Genomic DNA, 15999 nt, shown 5'->3' on the forward strand with positions numbered 1-15999 from the left:
TGGGGATAACAGTTCGGATTTTCCCATGAGTAGCCTTACTGGCAGAGCCAATCTGTCGATGACCACCTCCGCAGGAGGTGGCATTCAGTTATGAGTAAAAAAATGAGCGCCGCAAAATTGGGGCGCTCATCTCCGGTCCAAAATGTCATAATCTACTCAAGTGTACTAGTCGCGACTTGATCTGACAGTTACCCACTTTGTTATCGGCGACTGTCAGATTATATTTGGGTCAGATTTTTTTCTGCCCAAATAGATTTCCCATCCTGAAGGGTTTCTATTGGTGTCCGGCCGCAACACATTTTTCCTTGATGAGTGCGGTGATTGTTGTAATTGTCCATCCATTTGTCCAGATCTTTTTGTAACTCATCCAATGAGCCATACAATTTCTTTCTGAACGTCACTGGGTAAAATTCATTCAGGATGGTTTTGTGAAACCGTTCACAGATGCCATTGGTTTGCGGTGACATCGCCTTTGTCTTGGTATGGTCGATATCATTGACAGCCAGATACAGTTGGTAATCATGGTGCTCAACACGCCCGCAATATTCGGTGCCTCTGTCTGTCAGAATACGTAACATCGGCAATCTATGAGCGCTGAAGAACGGCAGCACACGGTCATTCAGTAAATCCGCCGCCGTAATGGGCGTTTTACTCGTATAGAGTTTCGCGAAAGCCGCTTTACTGTAAGTATCGACGAAAGTTTGTTGGTACAAGCGTCCTACGCCTTTAAGATTACCGACATAAAAGGTATCTTGCGACCCTAAATAGCCAGGATGAGTGGTTTCAATTTCGCCACAAGCCTCGTCATCATGCTGCTTACGTTCAAGGGCGGCAACCTGCTCGTCAGTCAGGATAATGCCTTCGTCAGCCACTTTCTTTTCAAGGGCTGCCAGACGCTTTTTGAAGTTATCAAGATGATGTCTGAGCCAGATAGAACGGACACCACTGGCAGACACAAAGATGCCTGCTTTTCTGAGTTCATTACTTGTTCTGGCTTGCCCATAGGCCGGGAATTCGATGGCCGAGTTGATAACGGCGTGTTCAGTCTCCGCATCCACACGGTTCTTCAAATTAGGGGTTTTTCTGTTTTGGTTGATTAACGCATCAATCCCGCCTGTTTCAACGAGTTCCTGATAACGATAAAACGTATCTCTGGATACACCCATCACTTTACAGGCTCTTGAGACATGACTGAGTTCTTCAGCGAGATTAAGCAGACCCGCCTTGTGTTTGATGATTGGATTGCTAGTATAAAGCATGAGAGTTACCTCTTAGTCTTTGATTATGGATTCATCACCTTTAATCAAAGTCGGTAACTCTCTTCTTTTCAAACCGAAGTGTCAGATCTAGTCTGAACTAATACAACTCAAGCACACGCTTTCTCCCCACCACCATGCCTTCCTTGTTCCTTGCAGAACGGACATTCAACGCAGGTTCTTTGATTAACAGAAGTGAAGTACGTGCATTTGCAGTTATCGCACTCCTCAAACATTGCGTCCCCGCTTCTCAACTCCGATGCAAGACACCAGGCGTCAGTAATATCAAACGGAGCCCATCGAGCACCTTTCATGCCGGACACTTCCTTACGGATTGCGTGATACATCCTGAATGCCTTGTTCAAGGCTTTGATGTTCACTGACCGCAACACGGCTTCCCCACCAATGTTGAAATAGAGCTGCATCAAAAGAGATGCCTGTATCTTAGACGTGTGACTATGAATAAGTGTCGCACCACCTCGGAACGTTCTGGATTTTCGTTCCAGAGTGTATCCATCTCTCTCCAGATCCTGGTAAAGCCGTCTGACCTGCTTGTATGTCAGGCCAGCTTCGATCATGATGATTTTTGTGATGTATCCGGCGAGGGCCATGTGTCGGGCTGTGACCCAGCGACCCAATGTACCAGAGTTGCCAATGTTCATCTCCACCTCCCACGTCCCTGTAGAGACTGTTGCAGTTTTTTCAATACAGGGTGTGTTACCTCATCCCGGCTGTCATCAAGAATTTCTTCAATGATGCTTGGAGCAAAACGAAGCGTAAAATGCGTTACCGTTGTTCCAGACATGTGGCGCAACTGACTGTCTGTTGCTTTAACCACCAGCTCCGCAAGTTCTTTCGAAACACCGAACACTTCTTTTGCCATCTCAGAGTCTCTCGATGCGACGCGGTTAAATAACAACCAGTAGGCAGCATCAAACTCATCAATGCTGTGGTTGATAAAAACTACAGGGTCGTAGTCGCCAGAGAGTCGTGTGATGATGTTCTGCTCTGCTGTTTCGAGTTTGAAGGAAATCAACACGCCAGAGGCCAGTGCTTCCAATTGAGAAGATGTCGCCAGTGACAGCTTTTGTACGGTGTCCATGCCCAAAGAAAATTGTGAGGCCGCATCCTCTGGATGTTCTTTTGCCAGAGCGCATAGCAGGTTCCATAGCGTCAGATCGAACTCGTAAACGTTTCTATCTGCTTCTTCTTGATCCAGGTTTACTGCTCTAGCATCCCACGCCCCGATAATATCCAGTTCCAACATACCGCCCCCTCACAGTTCACGAAGGTTGCGATAGATAGCCAGAATTCGGCTACCGTAGTTTCTGGCGCGGATTTCATCTTGCCAGGAGTGGTAGCGGCCAATACCAAGTTCCAAATCATTTGGAGATGACTGAATGGCCTCTGATAGCACTTCTGCCCCAACCATCACGTTGGTCTCCGGATCGAGAAGGTCTGCTGGGGAAGAAACCCTGTGACCATTCCAACGGATGCTCACTTGCATGAACCCAACATCAATGGCCCGTCCATACTGTTGCTGAAATTCAGCCAACTTCGCCTTTGCCTGGTTTTCCGACTTGGCATAGAAAGGAAGCCCCGGAACGCGGAGCGTCCAAGGCCAAGGACTTATAGAGCCATTGCCTCGCCCGGAGGCGGATTCGGCCAATGCGACCGAATACACCAGAAGAGGATCAAGGTTATGTGCTTTCGCCGCTTTGTCGAAGATCGTACCACTCAGGTCAATAGCATCCGCTGTTGATGACAGGAGAGCCGCAGACAGAATCAATACTTTGGCTTTGTTCTTCATCAGCTTGCCTCCTTATGTCTAATGGGTATTTCGTGTTCTTCGTCATACCGCTCCGGCCAAATTTCAGACGGCTTCATGCCCAAAGCTGTCGCTATTTCATACTCCCAACGTGGGCTGGGCTTATAGAGAGCTGTAGACACCACTTGCCGAGATGTTTTGTGTTTTCTGCCCAATGCGGCCAGAGAAAGTCCCTGGATCTTGAGTTTGTACTTGATCCACTCGCGTTTTTTCTCTAGGTCGATTGGGATGTCTATCACTTGGCATTTATCCATTGTTGCCACCCATTAAACTGCGTTGTTACTAATACAAAAATTTCGTTATCCAATGAATGCTTTTAGAGTTATTCTATTGTCACAAACTGACATAATTTTAGCCCGTTATAAGCCCAAAAAATGATACTGTCAACAATAAAAAACCTTTAAAAACATACGCTTAACTTTGATTCGATGGAGCAGGGTTACAATATTATTAGTAATCAATGAGATACGAATATTTTTGCGATGGTATTAGAAAATATGTCAAATGAATGGCAGTATTTTTGGGTATTTAATAGCGTTTAGGTATAAGTGATTTTATGGATACAGCGAAGGCTGAAATTGCTAATACAGCAGGAGCTGAGGAGGGTAGGGTAGGCAAAGGAACGCCCCGACCACACAAGGATGATGGTGTTTACAAAATGAGATATTTGGGAAAGAAGACTCTGCGGTGTTGCAGATGGGAACCAAAGCGTTAGCAATGGCCTATTCCATAGTGTATGCGATCTGTTTAACATATTCAACTATGTAATGCTTTGTCAACAAATGCCTTTTTCCGTAAGGGCTGGCTTTCACATGTGAAAGTTTCAGAGCAAATTCTAATCATAAAAATTGTCAATGAAATGCTTATTTAGCAAAAAATAGTCAAATTTTCATGGATGCATTTTTTGATACTGTGATAAACTGGGGTTAAAGATTAAAGGGGGGGGTATGAAACATGTGATCAATATTCTGCTGCTTGGAATGGTGCTTCTTGGAATAGCCATGATGGCGGATACGCCTTGGGGACTTAGTGTGGCACTGGCTCCTTTTGCAGTTTGGGGGGCTCGCTTCCTGTTCCTCATTCACAGAAGTTTTTGGGCTGCTGTTGTCTTTTGGGGAGGGATCGCTTACTTCCAGTGGCAAGTTGCTTTGGTGGTCGGAGCTCTGTTTGGACTAACATGGTTCATCCGCTCTGCTCGGTTAGCTTATAAAGAGGCACCGACTGCTCGACGTAGAAAGAAACATGCTGGTGGCTTTCAAGATTCCTATGACTTTGACCAGCGCTACCATATTGGAGCTGGAGACGAATAAGGGGGCAATAGTCCCCTTATTATTTGCTTGTTTTTTAGAACCTCTGATTTGCTATGTTGTAGCCCCTGATAGCGGTCAAATAGCTTCCTGAACGATCTCCCACATCCGTCGAGTTCTGCAATACGTTTACCAGCTTGTCTGTAAATTCTTCGTTCTGCTGAGAAAGAACAGGTTGACCTCCTTGCATCATTGGTGAGCCATCTGGGTTACGTTCTGCATATTCCATTTTCAGATTCTGAACAGCTTGGTTCATGCGACCCTCGTTTGTATCAAAGGATTCGGCGTAAACAGCAGCTTGCGCTTGCGTCAGCCCGTAGCGGCTTTGAGCAATAGACTGCATCGTCTCTTTAAACTTATCACCGTACTGGTTCATAAACTGCTGCACCGCTCCACCACCGGCTTCTGCGGCAGAAGATAGAGCTGCTGCATAGAACGCTCCCCGCTCCTCGATGCTCATCCCTTTAACTGCTTCTGATAGGTCAGATTTGCCAGTTAACCATTCTTTAGCTGCATCATAGCCGCTTGCGGCAGCTCCCATGACATTACGGCCAAGTTTTGCCATCCCAACCATCACATCACCGGCCCAGCCAAACTCTTCTTGAACAGCCTTGTCACCACGTTGAGTTGCAGCGATGAATTGGTCACGTTGCTCAGGTGTCATCGTTCTCATTTGATCCATTGCTTTTGAGAAAGCATCAGCGCCAGCTTGACCGCCAGCAATGAGAGCGCCACCAGCTTGCTCGGCTCTGCGGCCCATCCAGTCTGTGGAGTTATCCCACGAGCCCCATCCCGAAGCACTCCAGGACATTTCCGGAAGCGAGTTCATAAGGTTATCCTGGGCTTTCTTCAATTCAGGAGCTGACACCTCTCGTTCTGTTTGCTGCGCTTGATTGCGAAGAGCTGATGCACCGGCAGCATGTTCATTTTGAACAAGAGGGCTATTAGTTGGTAACTGACCTGCTTCTGATGCTGGATTAGTCCCAGCCATACCCGACACATTCTCTCTGAATCCGGTTGGGATGTTGGGGCCACTACCAACAGCACCTTGAACCTGACCCGGTAGTCCATGAACATTCGGACCTTCAATGCCGTTATTTCCGTAGGCATCACCACTAAAGGCTCCATTACGACCGGACGCGGTATTAATCGCCTGTAGTGCAGCTTGATACCCTCCTAGCTCCTTACCCGGTTCGTAGTTTTTGGAGTTGGTCATTGCGGTCATTCGCGCTGCTGCCTGGGCAACCTGGGGCGACATTCCGTATGACTGGTATCTTTGTTGTAGTGAAGCTGCCTCGTCTTTAACAGACTGTGGCGCGGCATTACGGAAATAGTCGTTCAGTTGGTTCATGGCCGCAGGGGTTTGCGCTACTGCTCCACCAAGGGTTTTGAAGTCAGTGTTAATCATGGAGCCCATTTGGTTCTGGATCTGGCTCATTGTTGTGAAGGTATCCGATGCAGATACCAGCTCTGAGGCAGACTTGGATAGATTCTGAGATAGGCTATCTCCCCATGTTTGTTTGAATGACTCGCTACCAGAACGGCTGAACCCTTGAGCGAGTTGGTTCGTCAACGCTTGACTGTCGGTTTGCGAGTAGCTCACACCTTTCATGAACTGGGACACATCACTCGCTGACCAGCTTGAAGAGTCTTGAGCTGAGGATTCTGTTGATCCTTTTGCTTGCGCTTTGATGTCAAGGAGGTCACTACCACCGCCACCGGACTCGCCATTGCCCCCTGCCGGAACAAGAGCTGTACTACTGGATTTAACTCCAGCAGCGGCCTTCATTGCTGCTCTGGCCTTGCCCACCATAGGCATAAGCATGGACGCCGCTTCATCCACATCGAGAGTGCCCATAGCCTGCATGGTAAAAGCACCTTTGACAGCATCAGAGTGACTATCGTCCACTTGGAACTTATCCATGAAGTTTTTGGTTTGCTGGTTGATCAGTTGGCTCTGAGCTGTGTTTTGCGACGAGACATTGCGCCCTACATTGGAGAGTCTCGAATAGGCTTGGTCCTGGCTCACTCCATCAGAAAAACCACGTCCCAAGGTGCTCTGGAATGCCTCTGATTTCTGACTTTGTAACGCCTGAGCAGAACTCACGCCTGACGCTAAAGTGGAGCCAAGAGAGAAGGTGCTGATCATGTTTTCTACTCCGTTCGCAATCGCGCCACTGAACTGGTTGTGATTGTAAGCTGGCTGGCTTTGCATGACTGGACCTTGTTTGAGCAGGTCTGGTGTTTGCATCTTTTCGTCAACATGGTCAGAACCACTGATTCTCGATGCCAAACTGGTGAAAGCGTAGGTGCTCCCTGTGACGATAAACAGTGAGATCACCGGGGTGGCCGCTGCCAACATCCCACCTGTAGCAATCCAGTGTTGTAGTACATCTCCAGTCGAAGATAGTGCGTACATAGAGTTGAGACCACCAGCACTGAGGCTAGACATCTCATTGGAGGCGGCGGTATGAACAAAAAGGTTGATAATCGAGAGAACCGGCATCCATAGCTGAATCCAGAGAATGGTTTGCACATATTTACCGGCTAACTGGAGACCGAAGCTGCCCATTACGATGATAAAGGCGATGATCGGAGTGATAGCGTAAATGAAGCCTTCAAAGAACGTCAGCATTGGGCGAACGACGGTCATGAACATAGATTGCTCTGCGGCCCATTGTGTGTTCCGTTGCTGAATAGCTTGGTTGATCATCAATGCAGAACCGTAGTCCTGGAGATCCTGATAACGTCCCGCTGCGGCTTCATAATAGAGAGGCTCAATAACGGCTGCTTTCAGGTAGTCGATTGATGATGTGGTAGTTGCTCCCATCGCTTGAAGCGAATCGCTTAGCTTTGTTATGGCGTTATCGCCCGTTGATGTGTCAATACCCAATAGGTTGTTCAGTGCATCCACAACTACTGGACTACTTAGGTTGGCGGTCGCAGTGCTAATTGCTACCCATCCATCTGTACAGGTATAGTCTGCCCCATCTGGGTTTGAAGTAGACAAATACAACCGAGTGCCGTAGAGCTGTGAGTTGAAACGCAGAGCCGTGTCGGTCGAACGGTTCATTAACTCGTCTAGGGACATCAGGTTGAGATCCACTTTGGTCAATGTGCATTCCCGGATGTAGTTGTTCCAAGAACGTCTCACGTCAACGTAGCCGCCGCCATTTGCTGAATTAAGAGCAGTGAATACCCCAGTGTCATAGGCTCGCCTTCTCACATCGTTTAGCAGTTTCAACGTTTCGGAGAAATGGCTTTCCGTGACATTTGGTACGATTACGCCATATCCGGTTTCAAATAAATTGGTGATGGTGTATCCCACGTTGGATATGACACCGCCAGCGAAACCGACACCAATCGGCACATTGGCAACGACGCGAACTTGCCCTGTATATGCGTCTTCGATGGTCACTGTTACGGTCGGACCAAAGAAACAGGCATACAGAATCCAACCAACCAGAACTTGTTGGAAGTTTATTTGCTTAGCGCCCTGAAAGACCGACTGAATGCAGATCATTAAGACCCCGAGAAGCAGGCCAATACTGACCATCTTCTCGAAGTCTCCAGTGCCGGTGATCATTGATACTGCAATCAAGATTTGCTCTAGAAAAGCAGAGTCACCGATAGAGTGGATTGAAAAAGCTCCCATTCCAATGGCCCCTTAGTTCGTGCTAGGAGGATTGGACAAAGTTGCCAGCATGTATTTTTGCTTGCGGATGTTGTCCAGTAGGTTGTTGTATTTCTCAATCTGGTTTGCCAGGTCGCCGTATTGAGAGGACAGAAGTGTGTATTCGGCACGGATTTGCTGTTGTGATTGCGTGAGCAGCTCCAGAGCCTCTTTTTTGTAGGGTGACTTGCTGTTAGCCATCGCAATACGAGCTGCGCGGAAGAACTCTTCCGAGAAGCTATACATCATTGTCAGAGCAATCGCTCCTGATGACTCGGTGGCGAACAGGTTAGCGCCGTCTTGAGAAAGAACAGACAAGTTACGGACGATGGTGCCTATCCCACCAGGAAGGTTAGATACAAAGGCTTTTTCTGGGGAAGTTAAAGTTCCTGAGTTCGTTGCGTATTTGTAGATAACTCCCGGCGTGGAGCTGGTTCCTAGCAGCATATCCGTGATCTGGTTCTTGATTCCTTTGAGCACGACTGTTTTGTTGGTGCTCCCAGCACCCAAACAGTTGTTCGTATCGCCATCACAGGAATAGATCTCAACAGAACCGCCCGAAATCAGGTCTGAAAGGGTGATCTTGTTGCCCGGCAAAGTCGTCAGCGGTGTAGTTTTTGCACCCGAGCCAGTTGAATTAGGATCGTTAACCAGATCACCGATAATTACCGTGCCGGTTAAAGACATAATTGCTTCAAGCAGGGTGTTATCCCCGTACTGGAACCATGTGTTTGCGTTGTTACTTTTGAGCTGCTTCCAGACAATGTTGCCAATCATCTTATTGTATTCATCAGGCTTGTTGGCTTTCAGTTCTTCCAGAGGGCTCTTGCCGCTGATTTCCTGCTTGGATCCGAAAAAGTCCTCGAACAGGCCGGAAGTCGTAGCGGTGATGGAAGCATCCGTCTTGTGTTTAACGTCCATGCTACTGGTCAGGTCGTTGACGAGTCCTTGAGCGAGCTGGCACGAGTTGCCCAGGTGTTGGTTGAGTGCTTGTACTTTCTTCTGGAAGTTCTCTATCCATTTCGCCCCATCTGGGAAAACGTTATCCAGTGCAAGTTGGAAGGCATAGCCTTTGGCATTGGCTGCGACAGCCCGAAGGAGCTGCACTATTTGGTCGGCGTTAATAAAAGAAAGCGAACCACCGAACAGATCTACGCCACCACAACCAGCTTTCCATGATGGAGGGGCAAAACTAACCAGGTTCTCGTCAAAGATCCGGGTTTTGGCAGTGAATCGGCCACCAGCTAACACGCCACGCCGTTGGCTTTCATAAACGCCTGGCGGTGTTGTGTTACTCATTTCATTAAACAGCTTGTCCATCTGAGACTGGAGGCCGTTAGCTGCCATAGCCCCTGTCGGTGCAATGAAGAGACTGGCCGCCACGCTCAGGGCAAGCAGGCTTCTTTTTATTGTCTTGTGCGTGACCATCTTAGTTCTCCTGTAATTTGTCCCGGATGTACTGCATGAGTTGTTTCGGTGGCACAAAGTTGTCTTTGTCTCCACTCGCTTGTGATAGCTGTTTGAGGTCAGGTCCTAGCTCTGGTGAGGCCAAGCGTTCGGCTATGTTGTTTTCTAGGTTGAGTACCGGACGGGTACGGTTGAACTCTTCGTCAGTTATCCAGCCGTTGCGTTTTGCTGCTACCAAAATCCTATGGTTCAGCTCAGGAAGTGACATCGGCCCCTGTCCTATCGGTGCGAACTGACCATCTGGGGATGCGAGATAAACAGCAGGGAAAGTCACTATGCCAAGTTGTTTGGCATGGCCTTCATCGGTCTTGTAATGAGGGAAAAACCCGCTGGAGAGAGGTTTGCCATCCATAGAAACTGGAATAATCGAGAAACCTTCTCCTTGTTCCAGCATTTTGATGAGCGGCGCTTGTAAGTCGCTGTAGTCATCGTCGGACTTGTAAAAGAAAAATATCCCTACGCGGTCGGCTACGCTTTTGAGCAGCTTGTTTTTGGCGTTACCAGCGTCTCTATCCACCTGTTGCGAAGCAAACGTGGCCGCAGGACGTCGAGTAATTTCATCCAGAAACGGATCACCCACAACGGCCAGCTCTGTTGCGTCGGAAAACTGTTCGGAACGATCTATTGCAAATCTCTGCAAGTAGAGAAATGTCCGGACGTTTTCAACGGTCGGGTTGTTCCAGGCAAGGTCTTTGTACTTGGGTAAGTTTTCCCGGAACCATTCCGCCGAGAACATATCTGGTCCGCTCGGTAACAGCTCTGTTGACTTGGGCGGTGTTGGCTTAGCTTCTGCCACAGGCTTTGGTTTTTCGGGTTTTTTCTCCGGTTCTTTGGGTTCTTCCTTGTACCAGAACCAACCCTCTTCTTTTCGCTCATAGAAACCAGGTCTTGTGCCATCTTGAGCCCATGCCTGTTGTGACGCCCCTAGTGTGAGCGCTGCTAAGAGCAGTAAATTAAAAGGTGATTTTTTCATAGTCTCATGCACGTATTTTCCCATGCTCGATATGGTAGAGGTGGGCGGCGTGAAATTAGGCAGGTGAAAGCGCCTATTTAGGGCGCTTAGAGCGTTTTATTTGTCAACTTTCACATGTGAAAGATTTGACCAAACTATTTGGTTGCGTCCTCTTCAACCTCAGTGGCCTCGGCGGCCATCTTCATTTGCTTCTCGACCATACGCTTTTGAGTTATGTAGCGGATAACCATCTCCACAGCACTGTTCAACGCGAGGATTCGCATTGCCCTGGTGGAAGCAACGTAGAGCAGGTTTATTTCATCGTCACGAGCCATCGGATCGAGTTCGGGATCTAGAACATCGGGAAAATCGTCATAAAGCTGAACAAAGTCCCATTCAAGGCCCTTGCACCGATGAGCAGTAGAAACTGTAATGTCCGCACCAAACTCTTCTTTGACTGTATTGCGTCGCAAAGTGGTGAGGCGCTCAGGGATTTCATCGTAGCTGTTGATGATTTTGACTGCCCTCATCATTTCGGGGTCTTTGGTCGCTTTGGCGACTTCTTGATACTCGAAGTAGTCTTCATATTCATCAAGCAGCTTCTTGTTTTTTACACGATCAGGCTCAGCCATCGAGAACCAGTACAAATCCTGGAGCTCATTGATCTGGTAAGCGTTGATTCCTCCCACCCAGAATACCTGAGCCCCGGATTCAGTGGCAGAGAGTGCCGTCTCTATGACTCCCATAACGGTTCGGTGAAGTATTGCTCGATGGCCCACATCGCTGGGCAAAAACATGACAACCTGATCTGCTGGTCCCCGACCAACAACGGGGCGTGTTTCACCTTTAAGCTCAAGAAGGGCGTTTGCCACCAGCGAGACATTAGGGCCAAAGCGGAAGCTATGAGTGAGATAGAGTTGATCGGCGTTCATGAACTCTTTGCTATCAAGAGCGTTGTTTGCACCTCTGAACCTATAGATCTGCTGGTGGTGGTCTCCAACGAGGATTACTTTGCAGTTCTGCTGTAAGACGATGCTGCTTGTGACCGGGTTGGCATCCTGAGCCTCATCAAAAAGAATAGTGGTGTACCGGCGAGACAGATTTGGCATCCCTAGCTGGTACTGTTTAAGGTAACAGTCGTGTACGGTCGGGAATGGGTCTTGGATGTTTGTCATCCGTTTCCATATCAGTTCAGCACCTTCTACCACTTGGATTTTGTATAGCAGAATCATACTAATATGTCATAATATCCAGATCCAAAATGACAAGGCATAAAGTGAAATGGGTTACAGTTTAGATTTTCGAAAAAGAGTACTGGCATACAAAGATAAGCATTCGTTGACTTTCGAACAAACGAGTGCCCATTTTGAGATCTCTATTCGTACCCTGTTCCGGTGGAGCCATAAACTAGAACCTTGCATGACGCGTGATAAGCCTCCCATAAAAATTCCTGATGACTATCAATGGGAAAGAGTAAAACGCCTGGGGGTCTCACAATCGGCGATTCATTACGCTTTGAAACGGCTTCGGCTCCCGCTTAAAAAAAACCTTAAAACATCCTCGCGCTAATCCTCAGCTTCGTCAGGCGTTTGTCGAGCGCATCAGCGACTATGAACAGGAAGGCAAACCGATTGTGTATTTGGATGAAAGGGGTTTCGCGCAGTCAATACCACGGATATATGGGTATTCAGAAAAGGGGCAGCGTTGTTTTGGTACACAGGATTGGCACGCGAAAGGCCGTATTAACGTCATTGGTGCCATTCTCGAAAATACGTTCATCACCTTAAGCTTATTGACTGGCAACATTAATGCCGATGTCTTTCATGCGTGGGTGACGCAGGATTTATTGCCAAAACTCCCCCACGGTGCCGTGATAGTCATGGATAATGCGCGCGTTCATAAACGACTTGATACGATACAAGCGATAGCAGAGAGTCAACATCAATTAGAGTGGCTTCCCGCTTATAGTCCGGACTTGAACCCGATAGAACACAAATGGGGTGGGGCAAAAGCGATAAGAAGACAAAAAAGAGGTTCAGTTGATGAGTTGTTCACCGAGCACATCGAATATGTCAGATCATGTTGATTCTGCTATATCATAAATATTACATCATAGTACGCTAGGTTGAAATTGTTTCGGTAGGACAAAACCCTTCCCACGATAGGAAGGGCTTGTTACATGGTCACGTTTATCCAGAAAAGGATTCGATGGTGACGCCACCAAAGGTGCCAAGGATTTCCGATGCTGCTTTATCCGAGCGAGTTTTACGCAACTTTGATGCATCAAAGTTGCGAAGCATTTTGAGCTGAACATCCTTGTCTTGGAGCACGATCAAGGGCATGGGGGCAGTAACGGTCTTGAGTACTCCTGCGGTCATAACGTTTGCCACCGGCTGGACCTTTACTTTCCTACGCTCTCTGAGGTACGGCTCCGGAGTGCTGACGACCTTCTGGATAAGCTGCTCAAGGGGAAGTTGATAGTCAGGCCCAGATCGTTCCAGTTCCTCCCTAATGCGTTGCAAGAGCTCATCTTTCACCGGCTTCTTCAAAGAGTCCTTCCGTTGCCAGGTGAAGCGGATGGAGTCAATGTCGCCATTGGCGTAGCACCGAATTTGCCTGTAAAGGTGGAGAGCCATGACTCCAGGGCAGTCAGCTCGCAGCGCTTCAAACCTTTCTTGCCTAGTGGGGTACGTCGAGATGATGAAATCCTCGATAGCGGCTTTGGCCGCGTTGATACGCTCGACCGTTGTTGCAATCTCGTCAGCTACCCCGATCCTGATAGGGGAGAACCAGATCACCCCTACGGTTCGCCTGGCAGACTTCTGCGAATAGTTTGGATTGATATGCAGGTCTTTGTAGCTGTGTGCTGCCAGCTCTAGAGCTTCGTGCCCCGTCTGTTCTGTCATGATAATCTTATTGATGGGCTCGTTTTCCACTCCCTTTCTAGTTGGGGGGATAGCCGCAGCTTGTGCGTACCTTGGAGGGAGTCGTTTGATAATGGAAGACAGGTTCGTCAGGTCGCGGCACATGGCCGAGAATTGTTCCGAAATGAAGTTTTTAGCCATGTTGCCGCCTACTTGTGGGTTTGTCCTAACAGATCATTGGTTGCATAATAGACGGCATTAGACCATCATGCAATAAGGAGAAAAGGCAAAAATACACCACCATTTCGTGTGTGAGATTAAATTAAGAAAGAGAGAAAAAGCCTGGGGTAAGCTAAAAATGTGGTTGAGGGGGACTGTGGAGGTGGGGTTAATATTCTTTATACTTCACCTTGCATGATGGTCTAATTTTGTTTTTTCGGACGACCTTTATCTCACGCCGTTTGTGTTGTTAGGGGGCCGCTTGGAAAGCATCCTACGTTAAGGCTGTTTTATATACAAATTGATATTACCCGGATACAGCAGGTTTCACTGAGCATGTTTTCGCACTTATGCATCTACTTGGGTTCGCATTCTGCCCAAGGATCAGGGATCTCCATGATAAGAAGCTATTTATCAAAGGGAAAGCAGAGCAATACCCTGCGCTTCAGTCGCTGATATCCTCGACGAGTTTGGATATCAAGGAAATTGAGAAACATTGGCATGAGGTACTTAGGCTAGCGACCTCGATCAAACAGGGAACGGTCACTGCGTCTCTGATGTTAAAAAAGTTAGCCAGCTACCCCAAACAAAATGGTCTAGCAAAAGCGTTACGGGAAATTGGTCGTATCGAGCGAACGTTGTTTATGCTGGACTGGTTTCGCGATCCTGAATTACGCCGTCGTGTGCAAGCTGGTTTAAATAAGGGTGAAGCTCGCAATGCACTAGCTCGTGCCGTTTTTATGCATCGGTTGGGCGAAATCAGAGATCGCGGGCTGGAAAATCAAAGCCATCGTGCCAGTGGACTGACATTGTTAACTGCGGCGATTACGTTGTGGAACACAGTATATAGGAGACCATAAAAAACCTTGGGGCACTGTGTTAAATAGACGATAGAATGAGCAAAGGAACATCATTTTATCAGACACCTCACCATGAAAAATTATATCGTGAAAATTGCCCTTCGGGAAATCAGTCCTATGATCTGGCGTCGATTCAGGCTGTCAGGCAGGACTTCTTTAGCGGCTTTTCACTATATCATTCAGATAGCGCAAGGATGGCAGGATGATCACCTGCATCAATTCCGTATTTATGGTAAAAATTACGGCATTTCGTACTCCGGCGGGATTGCATTTTCTGATAACCCTTACAAAATCGCGCTGGATGACTTTGAATTTGATGTCGGTGATCGGGGGTTTGGGTGAGTAGACCTATCCGGTCACCCAGATAGGCCCCTCCTCAGAACCGGACGTGCGGAACTACCGCATCCGGCTCCCGACAGACCTGTGTCCCCACACCTATTCAGCGAGAATTGAACATTGAATGTGTTTCCCATCGAGACGGATAACCCAGCATTTTCAGGATCAGATCCAACTTTTTCCACGTCAGCCGGCGACGCCCACCTTTCCTGTTAAACCATCGATAGATTATTCGCCTGCTTTGGTAGATAAATTGCTCGACTCTTCTCTGGTTGTCAGAGATATCATGATAGTTTATCCAGCCTCTGACTACCCTAATGACGGTATTCAGGATAAGCCTTATATCAGTCGTATTCAGGTTCTTCCAGAGGAAGTTCCTGAGTCCCTTCAATTTGGCTGCGAACCGGTCTTTTCGGCTGGTAAACTTCAGCCGCCAGAAGCCTTTCCGCGTTTTCCCCCAATAGCAGGTGAATCCCAGAAAATTGAACGTGGGTAAGCGTTTCCCTGACAAATCGGCTTTCATTGCTGCAACGTGCCCCGCAGGGATTAACTGCGATTTGTTACTGTGCAATTCCAATCCATATTTGTTCAACCTTTTCGGTAATACCGCATAGAAACGCTTTGCTTCTCTGGGGTACTGGAAGGTAAACACCATATCATCGGCATACCTTACCATCTCTGCCCGTCCGCGAATATGTGAATGGCTGATTTCGTCAAACCACTCATCAATTACATGATGTAGATAGATATTGGCAAGCACCGGTGACAGAATTGAACCTTGCGGACACCCACGGACATTGCTGGAAACTTCGTTGTCCATCATGACTGGAGCCGTTATCAGTACCTCAATCAATCTAAGAAAACGGCGGTCTGATATCTTCTTCCGAAGCAGATCCATCAACTCGATATGCGGTATCATGTTGAAGTATTTTCGGATGTCAATTTCCACTATAGCACCATTCCAGTTACGGAATGTTTGTTGCTGTAGCGCCCTTAATGCCGCATGACAATTTAACCCCGGTCGAAACCCGTAGGAGCAGGGCATAAACAGCGGTTCATAAATCCGGCTGAGGATATCACTGACCACAAGCTGGATCAGTTTATCTTCTATGCACGAAATAGCTAAAGGCCGTTTACTGGGGTTTCGGGAGTAACGGAACAGTAAACACCTTTAAGCGGTCAATTTAAATAGCCAAAAATTAGGTAGCCAATTTACATCGTAAATTGTCATTTTTAG

General features: G+C 47.7%; 13 protein-coding genes and 3 pseudogenes. 5 read left to right on the forward strand and 11 right to left on the reverse strand.

All coding sequences use genetic code 11. The features are described from left to right. Window positions 1–218 precede the first annotated feature (218 nt). The 5 genes from Xets_RS18870 to Xets_RS18890 all read right to left on the reverse strand — a co-directional run bounded on the left by Xets_RS18870 (window position 219) and on the right by Xets_RS18890 (window position 3338). On the reverse strand, window positions 219–1259 hold the full coding sequence (locus Xets_RS18870; protein WP_187652321.1) for an IS481 family transposase: 1041 nt from the start codon (window positions 1257–1259) through the stop codon (window positions 219–221). 107 nt (window positions 1260–1366) lie between these two features. Further along, entirely contained in the window at window positions 1367–1918 is a 552-nt protein-coding gene (locus tag Xets_RS18875) for a FlhC family transcriptional regulator (protein ID WP_187652322.1), read from the reverse strand. Beyond that, a complete protein-coding gene (locus Xets_RS18880; RefSeq protein WP_187652323.1) occupies window positions 1915–2523 on the reverse strand; it encodes a flagellar transcriptional regulator FlhD in 609 nt (202 codons plus the stop codon). The genes Xets_RS18875 and Xets_RS18880 overlap by 4 nt, the downstream gene beginning before the upstream one ends. A 9-nt stretch (window positions 2524–2532) precedes the next feature. Beyond that, the gene (locus Xets_RS18885; RefSeq protein WP_187652324.1) at window positions 2533–3066 is read right to left on the reverse strand and encodes a transglycosylase SLT domain-containing protein; all 534 of its coding nucleotides are present in this window, start codon (window positions 3064–3066) and stop codon (window positions 2533–2535) included. Beyond that, complete coding sequence (locus Xets_RS18890) at window positions 3066–3338, reverse strand: helix-turn-helix domain-containing protein (protein ID WP_187652325.1); 273 nt, start codon at window positions 3336–3338, stop codon at window positions 3066–3068. The genes Xets_RS18885 and Xets_RS18890 overlap by 1 nt, the downstream gene beginning before the upstream one ends. Before the next feature lie 693 nt (window positions 3339–4031). On the opposite strand from Xets_RS18890, the gene Xets_RS18895 reads away from it, so the two are divergent. Next, window positions 4032–4394: a permease gene (locus tag Xets_RS18895; protein ID WP_187652326.1), complete on the forward strand. Its 363-nt coding sequence runs from the start codon at window positions 4032–4034 to the stop codon at window positions 4392–4394. 34 nt (window positions 4395–4428) lie between these two features. Here the strand turns inward: Xets_RS18895 and Xets_RS18900 are convergent, their stop codons facing one another. From Xets_RS18900 to Xets_RS18915, 4 genes are all read right to left on the reverse strand, one after another. Further along, a complete protein-coding gene (locus Xets_RS18900; protein ID WP_187652327.1) occupies window positions 4429–8046 on the reverse strand; it encodes a conjugal transfer protein TraG N-terminal domain-containing protein in 3618 nt (1205 codons plus the stop codon). 12 nt (window positions 8047–8058) lie between these two features. Beyond that, a complete protein-coding gene (locus Xets_RS18905; RefSeq protein WP_187652328.1) occupies window positions 8059–9492 on the reverse strand; it encodes a conjugal transfer protein TraH in 1434 nt (477 codons plus the stop codon). 1 nt (window position 9493) lies between these two features. Beyond that, window positions 9494–10504, reverse strand: a complete 1011-nt coding sequence (gene traF, locus Xets_RS18910) for a conjugal transfer protein TraF (RefSeq protein WP_370588261.1) — start codon at window positions 10502–10504, stop codon at window positions 9494–9496. Between the two features lie 134 nt (window positions 10505–10638). After that, entirely contained in the window at window positions 10639–11658 is a 1020-nt protein-coding gene (locus tag Xets_RS18915; RefSeq protein ID WP_370588262.1) for a UvrD-helicase domain-containing protein, read from the reverse strand. 106 nt (window positions 11659–11764) lie between these two features. Between Xets_RS18915 and Xets_RS18920 the strand changes: the two genes are divergently transcribed. Both Xets_RS18920 and Xets_RS18925 read left to right on the forward strand, forming a co-directional pair. Beyond that, window positions 11765–12052 (forward strand): IS630 transposase-related protein, encoded by a 288-nt coding sequence (locus tag Xets_RS18920; protein WP_187652330.1) that lies wholly within the window; start codon window positions 11765–11767, stop codon window positions 12050–12052. 28 nt (window positions 12053–12080) lie between these two features. Next, a pseudogene (locus Xets_RS18925) lies at window positions 12081–12569 on the forward strand (transposase); the annotation flags it as partial. Between the two features lie 103 nt (window positions 12570–12672). Here the strand turns inward: Xets_RS18925 and Xets_RS18930 are convergent. Beyond that, window positions 12673–13548 (reverse strand): DNA replication terminus site-binding protein, encoded by an 876-nt coding sequence (locus tag Xets_RS18930; protein ID WP_187652331.1) that lies wholly within the window; start codon window positions 13546–13548, stop codon window positions 12673–12675. Window positions 13549–13871: 323 nt separating this feature from the next. Here Xets_RS18930 and Xets_RS18935 point away from each other — a divergent pair. Together Xets_RS18935 and Xets_RS18940 are read left to right on the forward strand one after the other, a co-directional pair. Beyond that, window positions 13872–14414, forward strand: a pseudogene (locus Xets_RS18935) (Tn3 family transposase); the annotation flags it as partial. Between the two features lie 84 nt (window positions 14415–14498). Further along, window positions 14499–14768: a plasmid pRiA4b ORF-3 family protein gene (locus Xets_RS18940; RefSeq protein WP_187652332.1), complete on the forward strand. Its 270-nt coding sequence runs from the start codon at window positions 14499–14501 to the stop codon at window positions 14766–14768. A gap of 97 nt (window positions 14769–14865) precedes the next feature. Here Xets_RS18940 and Xets_RS18945 read toward each other — a convergent pair. After that, window positions 14866–15900, reverse strand: a pseudogene (locus Xets_RS18945) (reverse transcriptase domain-containing protein); the annotation flags it as partial. Between the last annotated feature and the right edge of the window lie 99 nt (window positions 15901–15999).

Source organism: Xenorhabdus sp. TS4, assembly GCF_014467265.1.
GTDB classification, from domain to species: domain Bacteria; phylum Pseudomonadota; class Gammaproteobacteria; order Enterobacterales; family Enterobacteriaceae; genus Xenorhabdus; species Xenorhabdus ehlersii.